The 21437-nt window shown below is 68.1% G+C and carries 21 protein-coding genes and 1 pseudogene; 7 read left to right on the top strand and 15 right to left on the bottom strand.

Annotated elements, in window-relative coordinates:
- The 3 genes from JJB11_RS12405 to lhpI all read right to left on the bottom strand — a co-directional run bounded on the left by JJB11_RS12405 (window position 1) and on the right by lhpI (window position 3416).
- Window positions 1–1005: an alpha-ketoacid dehydrogenase subunit beta gene (locus tag JJB11_RS12405; protein ID WP_201171244.1), complete on the bottom strand. Its 1005-nt coding sequence runs from the start codon at window positions 1003–1005 to the stop codon at window positions 1–3.
- A gap of 58 nt (window positions 1006–1063) precedes the next feature.
- Window positions 1064–2299 (bottom strand): 3-methyl-2-oxobutanoate dehydrogenase (2-methylpropanoyl-transferring) subunit alpha, encoded by a 1236-nt coding sequence (locus JJB11_RS12400; protein ID WP_201171241.1) that lies wholly within the window; start codon window positions 2297–2299, stop codon window positions 1064–1066.
- A 187-nt stretch (window positions 2300–2486) separates the two neighbouring features.
- Window positions 2487–3416 carry a bifunctional Delta(1)-pyrroline-2-carboxylate/Delta(1)-piperideine-2-carboxylate reductase gene (gene lhpI, locus JJB11_RS12395; RefSeq protein WP_201171238.1) on the bottom strand — a complete coding sequence of 310 codons (930 nt, stop codon included), beginning with the start codon at window positions 3414–3416 and terminating at the stop codon, window positions 2487–2489.
- Between the two features lie 182 nt (window positions 3417–3598).
- Between lhpI and JJB11_RS12390 the strand changes: the two genes are divergently transcribed.
- Complete coding sequence (locus tag JJB11_RS12390) at window positions 3599–4963, top strand: esterase/lipase family protein (RefSeq protein WP_201171235.1); 1365 nt, start codon at window positions 3599–3601, stop codon at window positions 4961–4963.
- On the opposite strand, the gene ygiD is transcribed toward JJB11_RS12390, so the two are convergent.
- Window positions 4964–5833 (bottom strand): 4,5-DOPA-extradiol-dioxygenase, encoded by an 870-nt coding sequence (gene ygiD, locus JJB11_RS12385; RefSeq protein WP_201171232.1) that lies wholly within the window; start codon window positions 5831–5833, stop codon window positions 4964–4966.
- 52 nt (window positions 5834–5885) lie between these two features.
- Window positions 5886–7922 (bottom strand): ATP-dependent zinc metalloprotease FtsH, encoded by a 2037-nt coding sequence (gene ftsH / locus JJB11_RS12380; protein ID WP_201171229.1) that lies wholly within the window; start codon window positions 7920–7922, stop codon window positions 5886–5888.
- A gap of 149 nt (window positions 7923–8071) precedes the next feature.
- On the opposite strand from ftsH, the gene JJB11_RS12375 reads away from it, so the two are divergent.
- Window positions 8072–8380: a hypothetical protein gene (locus tag JJB11_RS12375; RefSeq protein ID WP_201171224.1), complete on the top strand. Its 309-nt coding sequence runs from the start codon at window positions 8072–8074 to the stop codon at window positions 8378–8380.
- A 48-nt stretch (window positions 8381–8428) separates the two neighbouring features.
- Here JJB11_RS12375 and JJB11_RS12370 read toward each other — a convergent pair whose 3' ends face one another.
- Window positions 8429–8767 (bottom strand): hypothetical protein, encoded by a 339-nt coding sequence (locus JJB11_RS12370; protein WP_201171222.1) that lies wholly within the window; start codon window positions 8765–8767, stop codon window positions 8429–8431.
- Between the two features lie 116 nt (window positions 8768–8883).
- Window positions 8884–9318, bottom strand: coding sequence for a plasmid stabilization protein (locus JJB11_RS12365; protein ID WP_201171220.1), 435 nt, complete (start codon window positions 9316–9318; stop codon window positions 8884–8886).
- 209 nt (window positions 9319–9527) lie between these two features.
- Between JJB11_RS12365 and JJB11_RS12360 the strand changes: the two genes are divergently transcribed.
- Window positions 9528–10019 carry a YbhB/YbcL family Raf kinase inhibitor-like protein gene (locus JJB11_RS12360; protein ID WP_201171217.1) on the top strand — a complete coding sequence of 164 codons (492 nt, stop codon included), beginning with the start codon at window positions 9528–9530 and terminating at the stop codon, window positions 10017–10019.
- 43 nt (window positions 10020–10062) lie between these two features.
- On the opposite strand, the gene JJB11_RS12355 is transcribed toward JJB11_RS12360, so the two are convergent.
- The 8 genes and pseudogenes from JJB11_RS12355 to JJB11_RS12320 all read right to left on the bottom strand — a co-directional run bounded on the left by JJB11_RS12355 (window position 10063) and on the right by JJB11_RS12320 (window position 16842).
- Window positions 10063–10986 carry an SMP-30/gluconolactonase/LRE family protein gene (locus tag JJB11_RS12355; RefSeq protein ID WP_201171205.1) on the bottom strand — a complete coding sequence of 308 codons (924 nt, stop codon included), beginning with the start codon at window positions 10984–10986 and terminating at the stop codon, window positions 10063–10065.
- A gap of 16 nt (window positions 10987–11002) precedes the next feature.
- Window positions 11003–11884 (bottom strand): amidohydrolase family protein, encoded by an 882-nt coding sequence (locus JJB11_RS12350; protein WP_201171203.1) that lies wholly within the window; start codon window positions 11882–11884, stop codon window positions 11003–11005.
- Window positions 11884–12858 (bottom strand): tripartite tricarboxylate transporter substrate binding protein, encoded by a 975-nt coding sequence (locus JJB11_RS12345; RefSeq protein WP_201171201.1) that lies wholly within the window; start codon window positions 12856–12858, stop codon window positions 11884–11886. Before JJB11_RS12345 ends, JJB11_RS12350 begins: the two co-directional genes overlap by 1 nt.
- Window positions 12859–12898: 40 nt before the next feature.
- The gene (locus JJB11_RS12340; RefSeq protein WP_201964790.1) at window positions 12899–13891 is read right to left on the bottom strand and encodes a Bug family tripartite tricarboxylate transporter substrate binding protein; all 993 of its coding nucleotides are present in this window, start codon (window positions 13889–13891) and stop codon (window positions 12899–12901) included.
- A gap of 39 nt (window positions 13892–13930) precedes the next feature.
- A complete protein-coding gene (locus JJB11_RS12335) occupies window positions 13931–14860 on the bottom strand; it encodes an NAD(P)-dependent oxidoreductase (RefSeq protein ID WP_201171200.1) in 930 nt (309 codons plus the stop codon).
- Window positions 14857–15537 carry an RraA family protein gene (locus JJB11_RS12330; protein WP_201171199.1) on the bottom strand — a complete coding sequence of 227 codons (681 nt, stop codon included), beginning with the start codon at window positions 15535–15537 and terminating at the stop codon, window positions 14857–14859. Before JJB11_RS12330 ends, JJB11_RS12335 begins: the two co-directional genes overlap by 4 nt.
- Window positions 15538–15565: 28 nt before the next feature.
- Window positions 15566–15883 (bottom strand): annotated as a pseudogene (locus JJB11_RS12325) (tripartite tricarboxylate transporter substrate-binding protein); the annotation flags it as partial.
- Window positions 15877–16842 carry a Bug family tripartite tricarboxylate transporter substrate binding protein gene (locus JJB11_RS12320; protein WP_201171198.1) on the bottom strand — a complete coding sequence of 322 codons (966 nt, stop codon included), beginning with the start codon at window positions 16840–16842 and terminating at the stop codon, window positions 15877–15879. The gene JJB11_RS12320 and the pseudogene JJB11_RS12325, both read right to left, overlap by 7 nt.
- Window positions 16843–16941: 99 nt before the next feature.
- Here JJB11_RS12320 and JJB11_RS12315 point away from each other — a divergent pair, with 99 nt between their 5' ends.
- The 4 genes from JJB11_RS12315 to JJB11_RS12300 all read left to right on the top strand — a co-directional run bounded on the left by JJB11_RS12315 (window position 16942) and on the right by JJB11_RS12300 (window position 21299).
- Window positions 16942–17703: an IclR family transcriptional regulator gene (locus JJB11_RS12315; RefSeq protein WP_201171197.1), complete on the top strand. Its 762-nt coding sequence runs from the start codon at window positions 16942–16944 to the stop codon at window positions 17701–17703.
- A gap of 332 nt (window positions 17704–18035) precedes the next feature.
- On the top strand, window positions 18036–18326 hold the full coding sequence (locus tag JJB11_RS12310; protein ID WP_201171196.1) for a hypothetical protein: 291 nt from the start codon (window positions 18036–18038) through the stop codon (window positions 18324–18326).
- A gap of 3 nt (window positions 18327–18329) precedes the next feature.
- A complete protein-coding gene (locus JJB11_RS12305; RefSeq protein ID WP_201171194.1) occupies window positions 18330–19508 on the top strand; it encodes an HlyD family secretion protein in 1179 nt (392 codons plus the stop codon).
- Between the two features lie 27 nt (window positions 19509–19535).
- Window positions 19536–21299 carry a hypothetical protein gene (locus tag JJB11_RS12300; RefSeq protein ID WP_201171191.1) on the top strand — a complete coding sequence of 588 codons (1764 nt, stop codon included), beginning with the start codon at window positions 19536–19538 and terminating at the stop codon, window positions 21297–21299.
- The last annotated feature ends 138 nt before the right edge of the window (window positions 21300–21437 follow it).

Here is a 21437-nt window from a genome sequence, read left to right as displayed (position 1 = left end):
TCAGCCCTCCAGCGCGCGCCGGAAGGCGGCGGCCACGCGGTCCGGGCCGGGGAAGTAGGCCCACTCGGTCGCGTGCGGGTAGGGCGTGTCCCAGCCGGCCACGCGCTCGATCGGCGCTTCGAGGTGATAAAAGCAGTGCTCCTGCACCAGCGCGCAGAGCTCGGCGCCGAAGCCGCTGGTCTTGGTGGCTTCGTGCACGATCACGCAGCGCCCGGTCTTCTGCACCGATGCGACCACCGCATCCAGGTCCATGGGCCAGATGGAGCGCAGGTCGATGATCTCGGCGTCGATGCCGCTCTCCTGCGCCGCCGCCTGCGACACCCACACCATGGTGCCGTAGGCCAGCACGGTGAGCTGCGTGCCGGGGCGCACCACGGCGGCGGATTCCAGCGGCACGCGGTAGTAGCCCTCGGGGACGTTGCCGAGTTCGTGCTTGGACCAGGGCACCACCGGCCGGTCGTGGTGCCCGTCGAACGGCCCGTTGTACAGGCGCTTGGGCTCCAGGAAGATCACCGGGTCGTCGCATTCGATGGCGGCGATCAGCAGTCCCTTGGCGTCGTACGGATTGCTGGGCATCACGGTGCGCAGGCCGCACACGTGCGTGAACAGCGCCTCCGGGCTCTGGCTGTGCGTCTGGCCGCCGTAGATGCCGCCGCCGCACGGCATGCGGATGGTGAGCGGGCAGGTGAAGTCGCCCGCCGAGCGATAGCGCAGGCGCGCGGCCTCCGACACGATCTGGTCGCTGGCCGGATAGAAGTAGTCGGCGAACTGGATCTCCGCCACCGGCCGCAGCCCGTAGGCTGCCATGCCCACCGCCGCGCCCACGATGCCGCCCTCGTTGATCGGCGTGTCGAAGCAGCGCGAGCTGCCGTACTTCGCCTGCAGCCCCTCGGTCACGCGGAACACGCCGCCGAAGTAGCCGACGTCCTGCCCGAACACGACGACCTTGTCGTCGCGCTCCATCATCACGTCCAGCGCGGAGCGCAGCGCCTGGATCATCGTCATAGTCCGCACTTCGCCGGCAGCCGCGGCGTCGGGGACCTGTTTCGCCTTCGTCAGCACGTCACACCCCCAGTTGCCGCATCTGCTCGCGCAGGTGCGCGGGCATCTCGGCGTACACGTCGTCGAACATGGTCGCCGCGCTCGGGATGTGGCCGTCGAGCAGCGTGCCGTGACTCTCCGCTTCCTTCTGCGCAGCCGCCACTTCGGCCTCCAGTTCGGCCTGCACCTGCTGGTGTTCCTGCTCGGACCAGGCGCCGATCGCGATCAGGTGCTGCTTCAGGCGCTGTACCGGGTCGCCCAGCGGGAAGCGCTGCGCGTCGTCGGCGGGCCGGTACTTGGACGGATCGTCCGAGGTCGAGTGCGCGCCGGCGCGGTAGGTCACCCATTCGATCAGCGTCGGCCCCAGGTTGGAGCGCGCGCGCTCCGCTGCCCAGCGCGAGGCGGCCAGCACCGCGAGGAAGTCGTTCCCGTCCACGCGCAGCGACGCGATGCCGCTGCCCACGCCGCGCGCGGCGAAGGTGGTCGACTCGCCGCCGGCGATCGCCTGGAACGTGGAGATCGCCCACTGGTTGTTGACGACGTTCAGGATCACCGGCGCGCGGTACACGTGCGCGAAAGTGAGCGCGTTGTGGAAGTCGGCTTCCGCCGTGGCGCCGTCGCCGATCCAGCCCGAGGCGATGCGCGTGTCGCCCTGGATCGCGGAGGCCATCGCCCAGCCCACGGCCTGGATGAACTGCGTGGCGAGGTTGCCCGAGATCGAGAAGAAGCCGGCGCGCTTGTACGAATACATCACCGGCAATTGCCGGCCCTTGAGCGGGTCGCACTCGTTCGACATCAGCTGGCACATCAGCTCGGACAGCGGGATGTCATCGCGCGCGAGCAGCAGGCCCTGCTGCCGGTAGGTGGGAAAGCACATGTCGCCCGGCTCCAGCGCCTGCGCATGCGCCACGGCGATCGCCTCCTCGCCCAGGCACTGCATGTAGAACGAGATCTTCTTCTGCCGCTGCGCGATCAGCATGCGGGCGTCGAAGATGCGCGTCTTCATCATGGCGCGCAGGCCCCGGCGCAGTTGCTCGGCCGACACTTCGGGGACCCACGGTCCGACGGCATGACCTTGCGCATCGAGCACGCGGATGAGGTCGTACGCGAGGTCCTGCGTGTCGAAGTGCGAGGTGTCGATGGGCGGCCGGCGCACAGTGCCCGCTTCGGACAGGTGCAGGTAGGAGAAGTCGGTGGCGTGACCCGGGCGCCCCGAGGGCTCCGGGACATGCAGTCGCAAGGGCGGGCGTTCACTCATCCGTTGTCTCCGCGTGGATCGGGACATTGTGCAGGCCGGATGAGGTTCGTGGGGGCATCGGAACGCAACCTGGAAACGCCCTTGGCCCGTACGCGGGCTGTGAGGTAGGCTGGCGGTGAGCGGAGCGAACCCCAGCGGCAGCGGTGCGGTGCGCTGATTGCTGGGGTTCGCTTCGCTCACCACCAGCCTACGGTTCCTGCATCAGCACGGCGCCTGCCAGATCCTCCAGGCCGGTCCCCACCGACTTGAACACGGTGCGCTCGCCGGCCGATGTCCGGCCCGGCACCTCGCCACGCGAGAGCATTTCCAGCGTCCCGCGCACGTCCTCGTGCCGGAACACGCCCCGGCCCATCGGCTCCAGCAGCTCGCCACTCTTCTGCAGCGCTTCCTCGGTGTCGACCCAGATGGACGCGCCCGCGAAGCAATCGTCGTCGGCTTCGCGCATGGCCGGCGTGAAGCTGCCGATCAGGTCGAGGTGCGTGCCCGGCCGCAGCCAGGCGCCGTGCACGATGGGCTCGGTCGCCAGGGTCGCGCAGCTGACGATGTCCGCTGCCGCGCAGGCTGCCTGCAGGTCGGTGACCGCCGCGACGGGCAGGCCTTGCGCGCGCAGCGCCTCGGCGAGCGCTTGCGCCTTCCCCGGGTCGCGTGCCCAGAGGCTCACCTGCTCGATACCTCGAACGCAGCGATACGCCTCGGGCAGCAACCGCGCGATCTGCCCCGCGCCCACGACCAGCAGGTGCTTCGCGTCCTCGGGCGCCAGCCATTGCGCGGCCAGCGCCGATGCCGCCGCGGTGCGCCGGTGCGTGAGCACGTCGCCGTCGATGACGGCCAGCGGCGCGCCCGTGCTGCCGTCGCACAGCAGGTAGCTCGCGTGCAGGCCGGGCAGGCCGCGGGCCGCGTTGCCCGGCGCGATGTTGATCGTCTTGACACCGTAGTACCGGCCCGGGACCCAGGCCGGCATGATCAGCGAGGTGAAGGGCTCGCCGCCGGGCACCGGCACCTCGTGCACGTGCCGCGGCGGCACGACGCAGCCTTGCGCGAACCGCTCGCGCAGCGCGGGAATCAGGTGCTCGAAGGGCAGGGCGGCCCGGGTGGCGTCGGCGTCGAAGATCTTCATGGCGTGGTTCGCTGCTGCGGGACCGAGAGATTACGACGCCGGCGCCCGCGGCACACTCCGGGGACACCATCGCATGAACACGCGAGCTCGCCGCGCAGCTGTTACCGTCGCCCACAAAGAGCTTTCCTCCCCCGGGTTGCCGTGGCTACCATCGCCACACCAACGAGGCAGGGGGGGATCGCATGCGACAGGTCCTCATTCTTCACGGGTGGAGCGACACCTCCGCCTCCTTCCACACGCTGGCCGCTGCCTTGCGCAGCAGCGGCTACCAGACCACGCCGGTCTGGCTGGGCGACTACATCTCCAAGGACGACGACGTCTCCATCCCCGACGTGGCCAAGCGCATGGAGGAGGTGCTACAGCAGCTCGTGACCTCCGGCTCCATCGCCACGCCCTTCGACATGATCGTGCACAGCACCGGCGGGCTGGTCGCGCGCACCTGGCTCACGATGTTCGACGCGGGCCGGGGCAGCCGCTGGATGCAGCGGCTGGTGATGCTCGCGCCGGCGAACTACGGCTCGCGACTGGCGTCCATGGGCAAGTCGATGGTGGGGCGGCTCACCAAGGGCATGGACAACTGGTTCCAGACCGGCACGCAGATGCTCAACGCGCTGGAGCTCGGCTCGCCGTTCCAGTGGCGCCTGGCGCTGGCCGACGTGCTGCACGACGGGCAGATGCCTTCGGCGTCGCTCGTTCCGTACAGCGAGTCGGGTTGCCTGCCGTTCGTGATCAGCGGAATCAAGGGCTACGACCAGATCCTGCGCCGGCCCCTGAACGAGAACGGCGCGGACGGCACCGTGCGCGCCGCGGCGGCCAATCTCACCAGCTACGGCCTCACGCTCGACTTCACGCGGGGCAACGAGCCCGCCGCCACCGTGTGGAACCGGGTCGGTCCGCTGGACGCGTTCGCGTTCCACGCGCTCGACGACGTGGACCACGGTTCGATCATCGAGGGCGGCCCGTCCGTGCTGCCCCTCGTGCTGGAGGCCCTCGGCTGCCCGATGGACCGGCAGGCCTACACGGACATCCTCGACCGCTGGTTCGCGGCGACCGAGGCGCTCGCCGACCCCAAGGACCCGACGCACCACCAGTTCTTCCAGCTCAATACCTTCGTGGTCGACGACCTGGGCGATCCAGTGGCCGACCACTTCATCGAGTTCTACGGCTCCGACGACGACACCCGCGATGCGGCGCTGGCGGTGTTCCAGACCGACGTGATCCGCGACGTGCACGTCAATGGCGTGAACGGCGCCTGCCGCACCTTCTTCATCGACCGCACGGTGATGTTCACGCGCTTCTACAACGGCAAGGAGGCGGGGCAGCAGGACGAGGTGAAGGTGAGCATCTGGGCGACGCCGCCCGGTCCCAACGTCGCCTATTTCCGCCTTGGAGCTGCCGCGAACTTCGGCGAATACCTCGTGCACGTCCAGGATGAGGCGCTCAAGCAGGACCGGTGGCTGCGCCGCCACTGCACGCACTTCCTCAAGGTGATCATCCCGCGCCGGCCCACGGAGGGCGTGTTCAAGCTGAACCCGTTCTCGCCCTGATCAGGTGTTGGTCTGCTCGGGCGGCACGCGCCCGGGCAGTGACTGGGTGTCGTCACCGTGGCCGCGCGGCGCCGGCGGCTGCATGCCGAGCAGGTAGCTCGTCATGCTCAGCGACCCCAGCGTGCGGCCTTCGCAGAACGGCTGCGGCGTCTCGCCCGCTGCTGCGCACATCCCGGCGATGTAGGCCAGCGGCAGGAAATGTTCCGGCGTCGGCACGGCCAGTTCGCAGTCGCGATCCGAAGCGACTTCTGCGAGCTCGCCCGGCCGGGTCGTCATGACGTTGCGCACGTGCGCGTCGAAGCGGTCGGCCCAGTCGAAGCCGCGGTCGCCATGGCCGCGGTCGAGGCGGCGCAGGTTGTGCACCACGTTGCCGCTCCCGAGCACCAGCACGCCGCGATCGCGCAGCGGCGCGAGCCGCGCGCCCAGGTCCACGTGGTACGCGAGTGGAGCGCCTGCATGGATGGACAGCTGGAGCACGGGAACATCGGCCGCGGGGAACAAGTGGGCCAGCACCGACCAGGTGCCGTGGTCCAGCCCCCAGCTGTCCCGGTCCAGCCCGACGTACGTGGGCTGCAGCAGGTCCACGACTTCCTGCGCCACCTCGGGGCTGCCGGGCGCGGGATAGTCATACGCGAACAGCTCCGGCGGGAAGCCGTAGAAGTCGTGGATGACGCGCGGCCTGGGCATCGCGGTGACCGCCGTGCCGTTGATGAACCAGTGCGCCGACACGCAGAGGATCGCGCGCGGCCGTGGCAGCGCCTGCCCGAGCGCACGCCAGCTGCGCGTGAAGTCGTTCGACTCCAACGTGTTCATGGGCGAGCCGTGGCCGATGAAGGCCGCCGGCATGCGGGTGGGAGTGTTCGTGTCCATCGTGTGGCTCCGCTAGCGGCGCCGCGGGAAGCGTCTCGCGGTGGCGCTCGAATCAGGGGGTGTGCTGGGTCAGGTCGTGCAGGGGACGGCTTTGCAGCTCGGGCGCCGGCGGCAGCCCGGTGGCGTCCAGGATCTCCTGCTCCGACAGAGTCTCCTTCTGCAGCAGCGCGCGCACCAGCCCCTCCAGTGAGGACCGGTGTTCGTCCAGCAGGCGCTTCGCGTCCTCGTGGCAGGCGTGGATGATGCGGTGCACTTCGGCGTCGATGCGCGCGGCCGTCTGTTCGCTGAAGGGCTTCTCGCCGCCGCCGAAACCGGAGGTGCCCAGGAACTGGTTCTGCGGCGGCGCCAGCTGCACCAGGCCGATGGCGTCGCTCATGCCCCAGCGCGTCACCATGTTGCGCGCCAGGTTGGTCGCCTGTTCGATGTCGTTCTCGGCGCCGGTCGTGCGGGTTCCGTAGACGAGCTCCTCCGCCGCGCGGCCGCCGAGCATGCCGACGATGCGCGCGCGCAGGTAGGCCTCGGGATAGTTGTAGCGGTCCGTCTGCGGCCGCTGGTAGGTCACGCCCAGCGCCTGGCCGCGCGGCACGATGCTCACGCGGTGCACGGGGTCGGCGCCCGGCACCACCAGGCCCAGCACGGCATGGCCGCTCTCGTGGTACGCGATGCGCTCGCGGTCGTCGCGCGACAGCAGCAGCGGCCGCTCGGGCCCGAGCACGATCTTCTCCAGCGCATCGAGGAAGTCCTTCTGCTGCACCGATGCCTCGTCGCGGCGCGCGGCCAGCAGCGCTGCCTCGTTCACCAGGTTCTTCAGGTCGGCGCCGGAGAAGCCCGGCGTGGCCTGCGCCAGCTCCTCCAGGCTCACGTCGGCGGCCAGCGGCACCTTGCGCACGTGCACCTGCAGGATGGCGTTGCGGCCGGCCTTGTCCGGCAGGTTGACCACCACGCGGCGGTCGAAGCGGCCGGGGCGCAGCAGCGCGCGGTCCAGCACGTCGGGGGTGTTGGTCGCGGCCAGCACGATGATGCCTTCGCGGCCGGTGAAGCCGTCCATCTCGGTCAGGATCTGCTGCAGCGTCTGCTCCTGCTCGCTGGCGCCGCCGATGGCGATCTGGCCGCGCGCGCGGCCGATGGCATCGATCTCGTCGATGAAGATGATTGCCGGCGCGTTGTCGCGCGCCTGCTTGAACAGGTCGCGCACGCGCGCCGCGCCCACGCCGACGATCATCTCCACGAACTCGGCAGCGCTCATCGAGAAGAAGGGCACGCCCGCTTCGCCGGCGACGGCGCGCGCGAGCAGCGTCTTGCCGGTGCCGGGCGCGCCGATCAGCAGCACGCCCTTGGGCGCCGTGCCGCCCAGGCGGGTGTACTTCTGCGGGTTCTTCAGGAACTGGACGATCTCCACCAGTTCGTTCTCCGCCTCGTCGATGCCGGCCACGTCCTCGAAGGTCACGCGGTGGGCCGCATCGGCCGCGTCATAGCGCTTGGCCTTGCTGCGGCCGATGCCGAACAGGCCGCCGCCAAGTCCTCCGCCCATGCCGCCGCCCTGTTTCGCGGCGCGCCGGTACATCCACACGTAGAAGCCGATGATCAGCAGCGCCGGCCCGAAGCCGAAGAGCAGCGTGGCGAGCGTGCTGCCTTGCTGCAGCGGCACGGCGCTGATCTCCACGTCGTGCTGCAGCAGGAAGGACTCGAGGTTGCGGTCGAAGAAGGCCGGCAGCTCGGTCGTGAACGTGGTCGCCGTCCGCGAGGGGCCGTGGTTCTCTCCCGGGAGAGGACGCTGCCGCTGCGGCGCCGGCTGGCCGGGCTCCTTGGCGGGTGCGGGCGGCGGCCACGTCACCGGCGCCTTGAAGCGCCCCTCGATGCCGGTCCCGCGGCTGTAGATCGCGCTCACGTTGCCCTTGCCGACCTCGTCGCGGAACACCGTGTACGGCACCGTGATGGGCGAGTCGCCGGGGAACAGGTAGCTGGTGATCAGGAAGTTCACCAGCAGCACGATGGCGAACCAGAGCCAGTACTTGCGCGGCGGCATCGTCGGGCGCGTCGCCGGCGGGGAGTTCTGGGTGGGCGGGGAGGAGGAGGTCTGGCCGTTCATGGGTTCTGGGGTGGCTCGACCCCCATGATGCCTTGCCTGCGGCTGGCGCGGGGGACCAGCCCAGCCGGGCGGTCGCTCCCCCGCCTTGATCCTGCGCAAATGCCGGACGGCAGTGCGCGCTAAGGTGCATCGGCAAAGGAGGCAACGCGATGCGATCCATCCCCCTGGCGGCCCTGGCCGCCGTCCTGCTCGCCAGCGTCGCAGCCGCGCAGACGGCCGATGCTCCTGCCTCCGCCGCCTCGGCGAGTCCTCCGGTGCGCGTGGGCAGCGAATACACGCCGGGTTGGGACATGATGACGCCGGCGGAGCGCGACGCATTCCGCCAGCGGATGATCGCCGCGCCGACGAAGGCGGAGTGCCGCCGCCTGCGCGACGAGCAACTCGAAACCGCCGCCAAGCGGGCGAACGCACGCGGGATCAAGAACGTGCCCAGCCCGCGCTACGACGCCTGCGAGTGAGCCGCGCCGCGCGCGGCGCAAGCCTGGCGGCGCCGGCTGCAGTCGGCGTCAGGCCGCTTGCATCAACTCCTTCTTGAGGCTGGAAGCCTCGGCATGCGTGCGCTGCACGGCCTGTTGCAGCTGAGGATCGACGTTGCCTGCGTTCCGGCACGCCTGCATCGCGCGGTCGGCCGCGTCCTCCAGCTGCATCACGACGCTGCGCACGTTTTGTTCACTGGCGGACGCCTGGCCTTCCATCGCGTGCTTGGCCGCGCTGGCCTGCGCGTGCAGCCGCGCGACGCTCTCGCGCAGGTCGGACGGAGGCGAGCCCTTCTGGCAGGCCTGCTTCGCCTGGTCCGCGCTCTCCTCGATCCGGTCGATCCGCTGCTTCAATTGCTCGATCTGCATGGGGTTCTCCTTGTCCTGGGACAACCACCTTAGGGGTCGAGCGAAGTCTCCGGCGTCATCACCACCGGCGGGCGCCTGTGGGACGCTGCGCACAGGAAGGTGCGCAGCGCCGCAGGTCAGCGGCTGACGGCGCGCTCCAGTTGCGCCTTGTTCATCGTGGAGCGGCCGGACACGCCCTTGCGCTTGGCTTCGTCATACAGCTGCGACTTCGTCTTCTCGCCGCCGCGGGCGCTGGGCTTGCCGGACGAGGAGGACGAACTGCGCGAGCTGCTGCGGCTGGCCGAACGCGAATGACTGCTGGCGCTCGGCTTGCTCGAGGAGGAGGAGCTGCTGCGGCTGCTGCCGGACTTCTTCGAGCTGCTGCCGCCGGAGCCGGACGCATGCGAGCCCGACTTCGACTTGCTGGTCTTCGTCTCGCCCCGCTCCGCGCGCTCCTTGTTCACCGTGCGCGCCGCGATCTCTTCGGCGCGCCCCTTCTGGCCGCGCTTCTCGTAGCTTTCCTTGATGTGCTCGTACTGGCGTTCTTCCTTGGGTGTGGAACCTCTGGGCATCGTGGACTCCTTCGCGCACCGGCGCGGTACAGACCACTCTAGCGCGGCGGGCGGCACGGTTTGTAGGAGTACGCCGTGAATCGTCGGGGCAGGCGCGGCGCTGGTGCTGGTGGCACCGCGAACATCAAGACCGATTCGGTGCAGCAGCCGTGCTGCCCCAGTCGCTCTGGAGCGAACCCATAATGCCCTTTCCAACCGGAGACCGAACCATGGCTTTCGTCCTTCGCAGCCCGAACTTCAACGAGCAGGACAGCCTGCCGAAAGAGCAAGTGCACCACGCGATGGGAGCCGGCGGCCAGAACGTGTCGCCCGAGCTCACCTGGAGCGGCGCGCCCGCCGGCACGAAGAGCTTCGCGCTCACCATGTACGACCCCGACGCGCCTACCGGCTCAGGCTGGTGGCATTGGGTCGTGTACGACATCCCGGCGAGCGCAACCGGCCTGCCCAAGGGCGCGGGCGCCGCAGGCGGCGCGCAGCTGCCGCAGGGCGCCAGGCAGGGCCGCACCGACTTCGGCAGCAAGGAGTACGGCGGCGCCGCGCCGCCGCCGGGACATGGGCCGCATCGCTACATCTTCACGCTGTATGCGCTGAACACGGAGAAGCTCGACGTGCCCGAGGACGCGTCGGCGGCGTACGTCGGTTTCATGATCCACTTCGCGAAGATCGGCGAAGCGAAGCTGTCGGCGCGGTACGAACGCTAGAGCTATGGCCAAGCTTCGCAGGACGGAGCCTTCTTCCATCGATCTACTTGTTGTCTTTCCTGTGCAGTGGAAGCCCCGCTGCATCCAGGTCCGCGTAGAGCACTTCTCCATGCGTGGAGTCGGTGACGAACAGGCGCTTGCGTTCGGCGCCGCCGAAAGCGATGTTCGTGGTCGATGCTCCTTCCGGTCCGCGCAGCACCCACACAGGCTCGGCGCGCGCATTGAGGATCCACACGTAGCCCAGCCCCGGATTGGCGACCACTACGCGGCCTTGCCTATCGGCGGCCAATCCGTCCGGGCCGCTCGGTCCGTACGAGGTGAAGAACTGGCTCACCTTCGCCACGCTGCCATCCGCGAGCAGCGGGACGCGCCAGACGCAGTTGCCGCGCGTGACGGCCAGGTACAGGAGCGATTCGTCCGGCGACAGGCAGACGCCATTGGGACTGGGAACGTTGGCCAGCAGCAGGTCCAGCTGGCCCGAAGGCCTCAGGCGGTACAGGCGGCCCGTCGGATCGTGCAGCCCGGTCTGGCCCTGGTCGGTGAAGTACAGGTTGCCGGCGCGATCGAACACGAGGTCGTTCACGCCGCGGAAGCGCTCCGTGTTGCGCCGCTCGAGATAGCCGCGCACCTGGCCGCTCGCGACATCGAATTGCATCAGGCCGTTCTTGTAGTCGGTGATGAGCAGCGTCTGGTCGTCGAGGAACTTCATCCCGTTCGGCTCGCCGTCGTACTCGGTCACGAGCGTCCACTCGCCTGCGGGATCGATGCGGAACACGCGGCCGAAAGGGATGTCGGTCACGTACAGGTTGCCCTGGCGATCGAACACCGGTCCTTCGAGGAAGGAGTCGGTCGCGCGGCCGCCGCGGTTGGCGTCGGCCCACACGCTCTTCGTGCGCGTGCGGAAGCGCTCGGGCAAGGTCGTGAAGCGAGTGAGCTCCCGCACCTGGGGCGGTTGGAGAAAGAACATGGCAGAGGATTGTGAGTCAGGCGAAACCGTAGAGCCGGGCGGGGTTGTCGACCAGCACACGCTGCAACGTTTGGGGGTCGCCGCACCAGGCGAGCAGCACGTCCACGAGATCGGCATCGTCCACGGAGCCGGGCGGCTGCGTCGTGTGCGGCCAGTCGCTGCCCCACACCAGGCGTTCCGGCGCATGGCGCGCCAGCGCTTCGCCCAGCGGAAACGTGTCGCGATAGCCCGGAGCACCGTCGCGGGAGCGCATGTAGATGCCCGAGAGCTTGACCCAGGTGTTGCCGCGATCGAGCAGGCGGCGCAACACGTCCACGCCCGGTCCGCTTGCACCTTGCGCCGGATCGCAGCGCCCGATGTGGTCGATGACCACCGGCACGGGCAAGGACGTGAGCAGCGGCTCCATCGCCTCCAGCTGCTCGGGATGCGCGAACACCTGGATGTGCCAGCCCAGGGGCGCGACCTTGCGGGCGAGCGTCTCCAGCATCGCCGGTGTCGTCTCGCCCCAGGACTGCGGCGACACGAAGTTCACGCGCAGGCCGCACACGCGATGCGCGGCGAGGCGCTGCAGTTCGGCGCCGGACACGTCCGCGTTCACCACCGCCACGCCGCGCGCGCTGCCGCCCATCTGGGCCAGGGCGGCTAGCGTGCACGCGTTGTCCGGTCCGTATGTGGACGGCGTGACGATCACCGCGCGTTCGGTGCCTATGCGCTGCTGCAGCAGCCGGTACGCGGCGACGGGGGCATCGGGCGGCTTGCGTGGCCAGTGCGGCGACGGCGCGAAACGCGGATCGAAGATGTGCATGTGCGCGTCGCAGGCGAGCGCCGGCAACGCGCGCACCGGCCGCCGCGTGCCCGCGGAATGGGGCACCGGTTGCTCGAGCGGCGCGAGCTGCATCAGTCCAGCTTGATGTTGCCCTTGCGCACGACCTCGGCCCACTTCGCGTCTTCCTTCTTCAGGTAGTCGGTGAACTGCGCCGGCGTGGAACCCACGGGCTCCGCGCCGAGGTCGGTGAAGCGCTTGCGCACGTCAGGATCCTTCATCGCATCGCCGACGGCCTTCTGCAGCTTGGCGGCGACATCGGCCGGCGTTCCTGTGGGCAGGAACATGCCGTTCCACTCGTACACCTCGTAGCCGGGGATCACGGTCTCCGCCACGGTGGGCACCTTCGGCAGGCGCGGCGAGCGCTTTTCCGAGGAGACGGCCAGCGCGTGCAGCTTGCCTGCATCGATCAGCCCCGAGGTCGCGGCCACCGTGCCGAACATGAAGTCGACCTGCCCGCCGGTGACGTCAGTGATGGCGGGGCCGCCGCTCTTGTACGGGACGTGCACCAGGTCGAGGTTCAGCTTCTGGCGGAACAGTTCGGCCGCCATGCGCTGCACGGTACCGCTGCCGCCGGAGGCGAAGTTCACCTTGCCCGGCTGTGCCTTGGCCTTGGCGATGAGATCCTGGACGGTCTTCAGGCTCGAATCGCCCTTGACGACCAGCACGTTCGGCGCCAGCGACACGAGCGACAGCGGCTGCAGCGCATTCGCCGCGAACGGCATGTGCGGGAACAGGTGCGGGTTGATCGAGTACGGCGTCGCGTCGTACAGCACCGTGTAGCCGTCGGCGGGGGCCTTGGCCACGAACGCTGCGCCTATCGTTCCGCTCGCGCCCGCGCGGTTGTCCACGATCACCGTGGCACCGAGCTGCGTGGCCATCTTCGCCGCGACGACGCGGGCGAGCGCGTCGGCCGCACCGCCCGGTGCATAAGGCACGACCATGGTGATCGTGCGGTCCGGGTAGGCCGCGTGGGCGAGAGAAGCGAAGGCGAGGGCGCATGCCGCGAACAGGGCGCGGCGCGTGCGGGAAAAGGGAGAGGCAATCATGGGTTCGTCGCTTAGTGAAAGGGAGAGTGGAGCCCGGAGCTCAGTCCAGCTTGAGGTTCAGTTCCTTGGCGAGCTTCGTGTTCACCTGGACCTCGTGTTGCAGCTGCGCGCCGAACGTGGCGCCGCAGACGTTCTGCGCATTCAGGCCGAGCCCGTGCAGCTTCTCGACCGAGCCGGGCGCGTCCGCAAAACTGCGTGCGGCCTTCTCCAGCGCATCGAGCACAGGGCGCGGCGTCCCCGCGGGGGCGAGCAGGCCATACCAGGCGTCGTCCTGGTATCCGCTGACGCCCGCTTCCTCGAAGGTCGGCACGTTCGGCAGCAAGGGCGAGCGTCGGACGGCCGCGACGGCGAGCGGCGTCAGCCTGCCGGACTGGATCTGCGGCAGCACCGAGCCGAGCGTCGCGAACGAGCTGTCCAGCTGCCCGCCCACCAGGTCCGTCACCACGGGGGCCGCCCCCTTGTAGGGGATGTGGTTGATGGACGTATGCGCCAGGCGGTTGAAGCGCTCGCCCGCGAAGTGGCCCGAGCTGCCGGCGCCGGCGGAGCCGAAGGTGCGGCGACCCGGCGCTGCGCGCACGTTGTCGAGGAATGCAGCGAGCGTCGTCACCTTCATCGCTGGCCCGACCACCAGGACGGTGGGGCTCTCGGCGAGCGTGCACACCGGCGCAAACGACCGGATGGCGTCGAACTTGACGCGCGCGCTGTACAGCGCCGGGATCATGGTGTGGTTGGTGGCGCCCAGCAGGAGGGTGTAGCCGTCCGCGGGAGCGCTCGCCACCAGCTCCGCGGCGACAACGGTGTTCGCACCCGGCTTGTTGTCCACGATGAAAGGCTGGCCCAGCACACGGGACGCGTGGTCGGCGAAGGCACGCGCGACCACGTCCGTCGGCCCGCCGGCGGAGAACCCGACGACGATGCGCACCGGCTTGCCGGGATAGGTCTGCGCGAGCACGGACTGTCCGACCAGCGCGAGCGCGCCGGCCGCGACACAGAGCAGCGCGCGACGCTGCACGAAGGAGGAAAGCTTCTGCACGATGGTCTCCGGATCAATCGACGCGGATGCCCGTTCCGCTCAGGCGTGTGCCGCCTGCAGCACCGCCAGCACGTTCTGCGCTGCGCCTACGCCCATGTTGACGTACGCGTCGCCGGTGACGCCGCCGATGTGCGGGCTCAGCACGATGTTCGGCTCGCCGTGGATTGGGTGCGGAGCCGGCATGGGCTCGACCGCAAAGCTGTCGAGGCCGGCGGACGCCACCTGCCCGGAGCGCACTGCCTGCAGCAGTGCCGCTTCGTCGATCAGTCCACCGCGCGCCGTATTCACGAGGATCACTCCGCGCTTGCACGACGCGAGCGTCTGCGCGTTGATCATGTTCCGGTTCTCGGGTGTGAGCGGGCAATGGAGCGAGATGGCGTCGGACTCGCGCCAGATCGTCGCGAGGTCCACCACGCGGATGAAGCCCGGCACGTTCTGCGCGAAGGGATCGAAGCCGATCACCTTCATGCCCATCGCATCGCACATGCGCGCGAACCGCAGGCCGATGGCGCCCAGGCCCACGAGGCCCATGGTGCGGCCGTGCAGTTCCACGCTCTTGTGCGTGGCCTTGTCCCAATGGCCAGCGTGCATGCGCTCGTTGAGGTGCACGATGGACTTGGCACACGCGAGCAGCAGGGCGAGTGCCTGCTCCGCGACGGCGGCAGCGTTCGCACCGACGGCGGCGCGCACCTCGATGCCGCGCGCCTTGGCCGCGTCCTTGTCGATGGTGTCGGTGCCGCTGCCGTGCTTGGAGATCACGCGCAGCGATGGCGCTGCGTCCATGATCGCGACGCCGACCTTGCCGTAGCGCACGATGATCGCGACCGGGTCGTGCCGCTTGCACAGCGCGACGAGGTCGTCCTCCTGCGGCGTCTTGCCTGCGTACACGATCTCGAAGTCGTGCAGCAGATCGAGTGCCTGCTGCGCGAGGTCCGCGCCAGTGACGACGATGGCGCGCCTGGCGCTCACAGGCTTTCCCCTTCCTTGAGCACGCCGGCGGCGCGCAGCGCGGGCAGCAACCACTTGGCCGCGGTGTCGCCCTTCTTGATCGCGGCGATGCGTGCGGTCTCGTCTTCGACCTTCTTGCGCGCCAGGGGCAGCAGCGACGCAATGCGTTCGCGCTCGCCCACGAACACGCCGTCGGCATCGGCCACCACGAGGTCGCCGGAGCGCACGACGACGCCGCCACAGGCGATGGGTTGGCCGATGCGGCCGGCCACGTTCTTGGTCGGACCGTTGGGGTTGGTGCCGAACGAAAACACCGGGAAGTCCATCTCGTCGATCTCGAGGCTGTCGCGCACGGCGCCGTCGATCACCACGCCGGCGATGCCCAGCTGCTTGCACGCGGTCATCATGATCGTGCCCATGAGCGCGGCAGTCTGGTCGGCCTTGCCGTCGATCACGAGCACGTCGCCGGGCTTGGCCAGCGACATGGCGGCATGGATCATCAGGTTGTCGCCCGGGCGGACTTCCACGGTCAGCGCCGGGCCAGCCAGCTTCATGCGCGGACGCAGCGCCGCGATGCGGCCGTGCAGCGCGCCGCGGCGGCCATTGACGTCGGCGAGGATCGCGGCCTGGTATTCGGAAGCCTGGCGCACCAGGTCGGCGGAAACGCGCTCGAAGTCGCGGACGATGTCTTGGCTCATGGGATCTCTTTCAGGAAGGGAGGAGGGATCAGTCGATGTGGATGTGGCCGTCGCGGATGACCTTGGCCCACTTGGCGGAATCGGATTGCTGCAGTTGCGCGAGCTGTTGCGGCGTGCCGCCGACCAGCACGATGCCCAGCTTCTGCGCGAGCGCCACGACCGAGGGGTCGCGCAGGGCCTTGTCGAGTTCGGCGTTGAGTCTCTGCACGGTCGGCGCTGGCGTCTTCGCCGGCAGGTACACCGCCTGCCACTGCTCCACGACGAAATCGTGGAAGCCGGTTTCGGTCATCGTGGGGACGGCGGGCAGGTCCTTCAGGCGCGTGGCGGAGGTCGCGGCGCTCAGTCGATCTTGGCGCCCGATTCCTTCACGACAGTGCCCCAGCGGCCGAGGTCGTCGCGAATGAGCTTGGAGAACTGTTCCGGCGTGCCGCCGAGCACGTCGGCGCCTTGCGCGTCGAACTGCTTCTTCAGCTCGGGGTCCTTCAGCGCCTTGTTGATGTCGGCGTTCAGCTTCGCGACCATCTCCTTCGGCAGGTTGGCCGGGCCGAGGACGCCGAACCACGTCACCGCCTCGAAGCCCTTGTAGCCGGACTCGGCGACGGTCGGCACGTTCGGCAGGTCGCCCACGCGCTTGGCCGAGGTGACGGCCAGCGCACGCATCTTGCCGCTGCGGATGTGCCCGATCAGCGTGGGAACCGAGGACACGTAGAGCTGCACCGCGCCGCTGATCACGTCGGTAGCGCCTTGCGATGCTCCCTTGTAGGGCACGTGCGTCAGCGTGATGCCGGCCTGCTTCTCGAACTCCACGGTCGCCAGGTGCGCGACCGTGCCGTTGCCGGACGAAGCGAAATTGATCTTGTCGGGATGGGCCTTGGCTTCCTTCACCACATCTGCAAGCGTGTGGAAGGGCGAGTTCGCGCTGGCCACGATCACCAGGGGCGAGCTCGCGACGAGGCTCACTGGCGTGAGGTCCTTGACCGGGTCATAAGGCAGGTGCGTGTACAGCGTCGGGTTGATGGCCAGGTTGCTCGTCTGGCCCATCACGAAGGTGTAGCCGTCGGCCGGCGACTTCGCGGCCGCGTCGACGCCCAGGTTGCCGCCGGCGCCCGGCTTGTTGTCGATCACGAAGTTGTAGCCACCAGCGAGCTTGCCGGTGAGCTGGCGCGAGATGATGTCCGTGCCGCCGCCCGCGGGGAAGGGCACGATCAGGCGGATCGGCTTGGCCGGCCAGGCTTGCGCGTAGGCGACGGAAGCAACGAAGGAGGCGGCCGCGATGGCGAGGGCCGCACGACGGGCGAAATGCATGTGCTTGTCTCCGGATCGTGCTTGCTGCACGTGGCCGCGAATGTAGTTGCGTGTTGCGCGCCGTACAATCCCGTTTCACGTGATGAACCACGGTGCGAGATGCGCAACCCGACGACCAAGCAACCGAAGTCCCCGCCGTCCCAGGGCGGTGTGGCGGCTGTCTCGAAGGCCCTGTCCCTGATGGAAGCGTTCGCGATCGGCGAATCCACGCTGAGCCTCGCCGAACTCAGCCGCCGCGCCGGCATGCACAAGACCACGGCCTTGCGACTGGCCCGCACGCTGGCGCTCTCGCAATACATGGTGCAGTCCGACGACGGCCAGTGGCGGCTCGGGCCCGCGGCAGGGTGGCTGGGGGCCCGTTACCAGGCAGGGTTCGACGTGAACAACGTCGTCGAGCCGGCCCTGCACCAGCTCGTGAAGGAAACGGGGGAGAGCGCTTCCTTCTACGTGCGCGAGGGCGACATCCGCTCCTGTGTCGCGCGCGTCGAAGGACCGCAGTCGGTGCGACACAACGTTCGCATCGGGGAGCGGCTGCCGTTGAACCGCGGCGCGCCCGGACGCGTGATCCTCGCGTTCAGCGGCGCCGCCGGCGAGCCCTACGAGTCCATCCGCGAGCACGGTTATCACATCTCGCTCGGTGAGCGCGAGGTGGAAGTCGCAAGCGTCGCGGCTCCCGTGTTCGGCCTGAACTGGCGCCTGCTCGGCTCGATGTGCATCTCGGGACCGAGCTCGCGCCTGACGAAAGCCAAACTGGAGAAACACGCGAAGCTCGTGATCCGGTCTGCCAACCAGCTTTCGTATGCATTAGCTGGGACCAAGTCATCCGCCACGCCTTCGGTTGTGTCGCGGTGGCACCCGTGAGGGCGCGGTAGTCAGTCCCTAACGCCGTCGCCGGAGCATCCCTCAGTTGCAGCAGTTCGCAAGCGCGTGACAGCTGCAAGGCGTCGCAATTCGTACCCGGAGATCCCTTTCGCTACTGTCGAGCGGTCGCGGCATGCCCGCCCGTTCGAGCGATGAGCTCCGAAGGGTTCACGTGAAAAAGATTGCGGCACGCATGCCGAAGCCCGTTGATACTTGCATCTCCAGGTGTTCTGGTCGTCCGCGTTCGAGCGGTCCGATGTAGCGGCAATCCCTGGGACGTGGCTCCATTCCTGGAGCAAACGTAGGTCGGCACTCGTCGAACTGAGGCTCCAATGTTCCAGTACATCGTGCGGGTTCGAGACAAGACATACGTCTGGGGATCGAGTGATCTGGAGAGTGCCTTCCCGTTGCCGCTGGTCCTCGTGGTGAACAACGACGCATTCGGCGACGCGGTGCAGATCGCCTCGGAATCTCCACAGGGGGTTCCGACTGTTCTAGGCATGCTGCAACCGGGGCAGTGCTGGACGCTGGTGTTGACGGGACTGCGCGGGGTCACGGCAACCTGTGCCACCGACAGTACATTGGCTTGTGCAATCCTGTTCCCCAGCGGAACCCAAGGATGATCGATGGTCACGGGTAAATCGGTAAACCTGCGCGTGCGTCCCGTCGTGTCGGTCGATTCGTCTTTTCCGATTGACGGCGTCATCAGTTTTCAGGACGCCACACTCGGCAGCCGGGTGCACGGGCTCAACATCGAAGTCCTGTTCGGGATCGGTGGGGCCATCGGCCAGACGGTGCCGGGCGACGTCAGCCGGCTGCTGTGGGATTCCACGCACATTCTGAACCACGTGTTCGATGCGCCGAGCCAAGCTGCCGGTCACGGCGTCACGCTTCTGGCGCGCCTTAGAAGCGCCTGGGATGCCGCTGCCGATCTGGATCGTGCGGTGCTGATGCGGCAGAACTCGTACCTGACCTCCTATTCGCCGGACGTGCTGAGCGAGGTGCGACGGGTCTACTACGATGAGCCGAGAGACCAGTCAGCGGTTCGGCACCGGCTGTTGAAGGCGGCCGAAGACGACGCCGGCCGCATCCACAACGGGCTGACCAGTGCGTATCAGAAGCGCGGATGGTTGAACAAGATCATCGAATACTCGCGCAGCGAAGCTGATAACAAGGCGACCCAGTATTCCGGATCAGGACACATCCAGTTCGAGGGCTTCACCGACACCAACTCCTGGGGGTATGAGTTTCGCTACCCGTCAGCGGAGAACGACCTGAAGTACCACCAGGCGAGGGCAGCGGTTCGGCAGGAGTTTCTCAACGCCTGGCGAATGTCTGAAATGTGCCGGTTCGGGGGAACGACCTTCGGGAACGAGCTCGGCGCGATCGACCTGGGCATCCGCAAGCTCCAGGGCGCCTATCTCGATACCTTGCTCTTCACGCCATCCGGGGGGATCGTCACGGCGGTGTTCCACCAAAAAGGGGATTACGTGCGCGCGGGGGAACCTGTGTTTCGCGTGGAGGACGATACGTCTGTCTACCTGGTGGGAACGGTGAAATATCGCGGCATGCTGCGGATCGGAACCACGCTGAACATCAGCACGACGTTGTTCGAGGCGGAAGGGCCCACTTCGATCACCGTGTCTGGAGAGGTGGTCTCCGTGCGCGGCCACGACTCGGTGTCCGAGCAGTGGGACATTCTGATCCTGTGTCCGAACGTCTCCGCCGCGGGCGATCCGATCCTCCCCCTCAACTACAACTTCGATTTCGAGACCACGACGGTGGAAGAGGTCGTCGTCCCCTGATCGCGGGTTCCCCAGAACGGAGCTGCTGTGGATTGGTTTGGCTTTCTCGACGCTCTTTTCAGTGGCGGTGGGGGTGGCGGTGGCTTTACCTCATCGGGTGGGGGACCGACGCTGAATCAGGGCTTCGCGCCGGTGGCCGGATGGATGGTGGCTCAGGCTTTTGGCAATGCAGGGCCCGTCGGGCAGTACATGGGCATGCTGTACGGTTCTCCGGGCACGGGCATTCCGAGTGTCGACTGGGGGTCGGACGAGGGTGACTTCACCCAGGCGCAGGTATTCATTGCCGATGACTACAGCGCGAGCCCGCAGGGTGCCAACACGGAGCCGACGCAGTTGCAGCCGTTCGGGGCTCGCGCTCTTGACGCGCTTGACCGCGGGGACCCCGGTTCGGGCAAAGCCGAAGGGCCGGTCGATATAGTGAATGTCTTCGGATCTCCGCCGGATCGGCCGTCGAGCAGGGACTGGTTCGAGACTTACCTATCGACCTCGCCGAAAGGGACCTTCGCTGGGCCGGAGATCCAGATTCCCTGGCCAGATCCGCCCCCAGTGCAGCGACCGCGGCCGCGTCGCCCATCCGCCAGCAAATCATTGCTGATCGACCCGCTCCCAGCGGCACCAGAGCAGCCGCGACCTGAGCGTGACGTCGCCGACAGCGGACCGTACTTCGACGTGGATGTGACGCCGTCCACCGTCCCTTACAGCCACCGCGGCATCCCGTGGATGTCCGATAGCTACGCGCCAGAGCAGCTTCTCCCATGGGGCTCCTGGCAACAGCCCGAGACCGCACCCGCACCGCGTTTGGAGCAGGGCGCCACCGGCAGCTTGGAAAACACCCCAACCGTGCAAGAGGAACGCAGCTTCTGGAGCCGCGGCGGTACGGGGCTCGCCGCCGGCGCGGTGACCGGTGCTGTCGGACTGGCCATCGTGTTCTGGTGGAATCCCGTTGGATGGGTGGCCGGTGCGTCGGCGGCATTGGCGATCGCGGGCGGACTGGCAGCGACAACCGCAAGCACGGTCGAACTCGCCGCATCCTACGGCGGCGCCACATCGTCCCGGCAGGATGAAGAGATGAACCGGGCAGTCTCGGCAACGCTCGGGTATAGCTCGGTGGGCGGAGTCCTGGGAGGTGTGGCCGGCACCGTGCTCGCTGAAAACGCGCAGGAAGGCTATGAGGCGGGCGCAATGTGGGGCGGACTGGCCGAAGCGGCGACCAGTCTCCCAGCTGCACTGCGTGCGGTGCCCGAGCTCTGGAACGCCGCATTGCCCTGGGGGAAATCCCTCCTGCTCACTCCATTCTGGTTCTTCATGTCGTCCGGCGGCGGCGGCGGCAGCACGCGCTCGTTGGCGCGGGCGTTCGCCGCGCAGGGCCGGATTGCGTCCCGGATTCGTACGGTCGAATACTTGGGGGTGACGCCGCTGGTAGAGCGGGAAGCGGACTGGGCTCGCTTTCAGGTGTTTGCAACCCGAACCCGAAACGAGTCTGTCTTCCGCATCACCTACGCGAACGGGGAGCAGCGGATCGTATTGGCGGATCGCTTCACGCAGGGCAGCCGCACGATCCTGGAAGCGAAATACGGTGACATGGGCCAGATGTGGAACCCGACTCGCGAGGCTCACATCATCGGCCAAGCCAATGCTTACCTCGAGATCACGGCGTTGACTGATGGCAGGGTCGGCTACTTGGTGAGTACGGAACGCGGCGCGTCTCGCCTCGCGCAGCGTTTCGGGCGGGAGTTCCCAGCGCAGATGGCGTCCGGCCAGCTATGGGTTGATTGGGTGCCATGGCCGTAGCCCTGCCGGGACAGAGTAGCTTCCAGCGTGGTCATCGGATGCCGCCACGTGAGGAAGCGGTGTTCCGGTGCAAGGTATTCGAAACGGATGACATGGCGCTTGCATGAAGCCCCAGAAAGACGGAAGGGTTAGCACGCT

Origin of the sequence: Ramlibacter ginsenosidimutans (assembly GCF_016654015.1) — a bacterium.
In the GTDB taxonomy this organism is placed as follows: domain Bacteria; phylum Pseudomonadota; class Gammaproteobacteria; order Burkholderiales; family Burkholderiaceae_C; genus Ramlibacter; species Ramlibacter ginsenosidimutans.
The sequence above is the reverse complement of the archived record's forward strand: the minus strand, read 5'-3'. Positions and strand labels throughout refer to the sequence as shown.

Bases quoted from the DNA above. Each gene is read 5' to 3' on its own strand.
- JJB11_RS12405 (WP_201171244.1), bottom strand. From the start codon at position 1,005: ATGACGATGATCCAGGCGCTGCGCTCCGCGCTGGACGTGATGATGGAG.
- JJB11_RS12400 (WP_201171241.1), bottom strand. From the start codon at position 2,299: ATGAGTGAACGCCCGCCCTTGCGACTGCATGTCCCGGAGCCCTCGGGG.
- lhpI (WP_201171238.1), bottom strand. From the start codon at position 3,416: ATGAAGATCTTCGACGCCGACGCCACCCGGGCCGCCCTGCCCTTCGAG.
- JJB11_RS12390 (WP_201171235.1), top strand. From the start codon at position 3,599: ATGCGACAGGTCCTCATTCTTCACGGGTGGAGCGACACCTCCGCCTCC.
- ygiD (WP_201171232.1), bottom strand. From the start codon at position 5,833: ATGGACACGAACACTCCCACCCGCATGCCGGCGGCCTTCATCGGCCAC.
- ftsH (WP_201171229.1), bottom strand. From the start codon at position 7,922: ATGAACGGCCAGACCTCCTCCTCCCCGCCCACCCAGAACTCCCCGCCG.
- JJB11_RS12375 (WP_201171224.1), top strand. From the start codon at position 8,072: ATGCGATCCATCCCCCTGGCGGCCCTGGCCGCCGTCCTGCTCGCCAGC.
- JJB11_RS12370 (WP_201171222.1), bottom strand. From the start codon at position 8,767: ATGCAGATCGAGCAATTGAAGCAGCGGATCGACCGGATCGAGGAGAGC.
- JJB11_RS12365 (WP_201171220.1), bottom strand. From the start codon at position 9,318: ATGCCCAGAGGTTCCACACCCAAGGAAGAACGCCAGTACGAGCACATC.
- JJB11_RS12360 (WP_201171217.1), top strand. From the start codon at position 9,528: ATGGCTTTCGTCCTTCGCAGCCCGAACTTCAACGAGCAGGACAGCCTG.
- JJB11_RS12355 (WP_201171205.1), bottom strand. From the start codon at position 10,986: ATGTTCTTTCTCCAACCGCCCCAGGTGCGGGAGCTCACTCGCTTCACG.
- JJB11_RS12350 (WP_201171203.1), bottom strand. From the start codon at position 11,884: ATGCAGCTCGCGCCGCTCGAGCAACCGGTGCCCCATTCCGCGGGCACG.
- JJB11_RS12345 (WP_201171201.1), bottom strand. From the start codon at position 12,858: ATGATTGCCTCTCCCTTTTCCCGCACGCGCCGCGCCCTGTTCGCGGCA.
- JJB11_RS12330 (WP_201171199.1), bottom strand. From the start codon at position 15,537: ATGAGCCAAGACATCGTCCGCGACTTCGAGCGCGTTTCCGCCGACCTG.
- JJB11_RS12320 (WP_201171198.1), bottom strand. From the start codon at position 16,842: ATGCATTTCGCCCGTCGTGCGGCCCTCGCCATCGCGGCCGCCTCCTTC.
- JJB11_RS12315 (WP_201171197.1), top strand. From the start codon at position 16,942: ATGCGCAACCCGACGACCAAGCAACCGAAGTCCCCGCCGTCCCAGGGC.
- JJB11_RS12310 (WP_201171196.1), top strand. From the start codon at position 18,036: ATGTTCCAGTACATCGTGCGGGTTCGAGACAAGACATACGTCTGGGGA.
- JJB11_RS12305 (WP_201171194.1), top strand. From the start codon at position 18,330: ATGGTCACGGGTAAATCGGTAAACCTGCGCGTGCGTCCCGTCGTGTCG.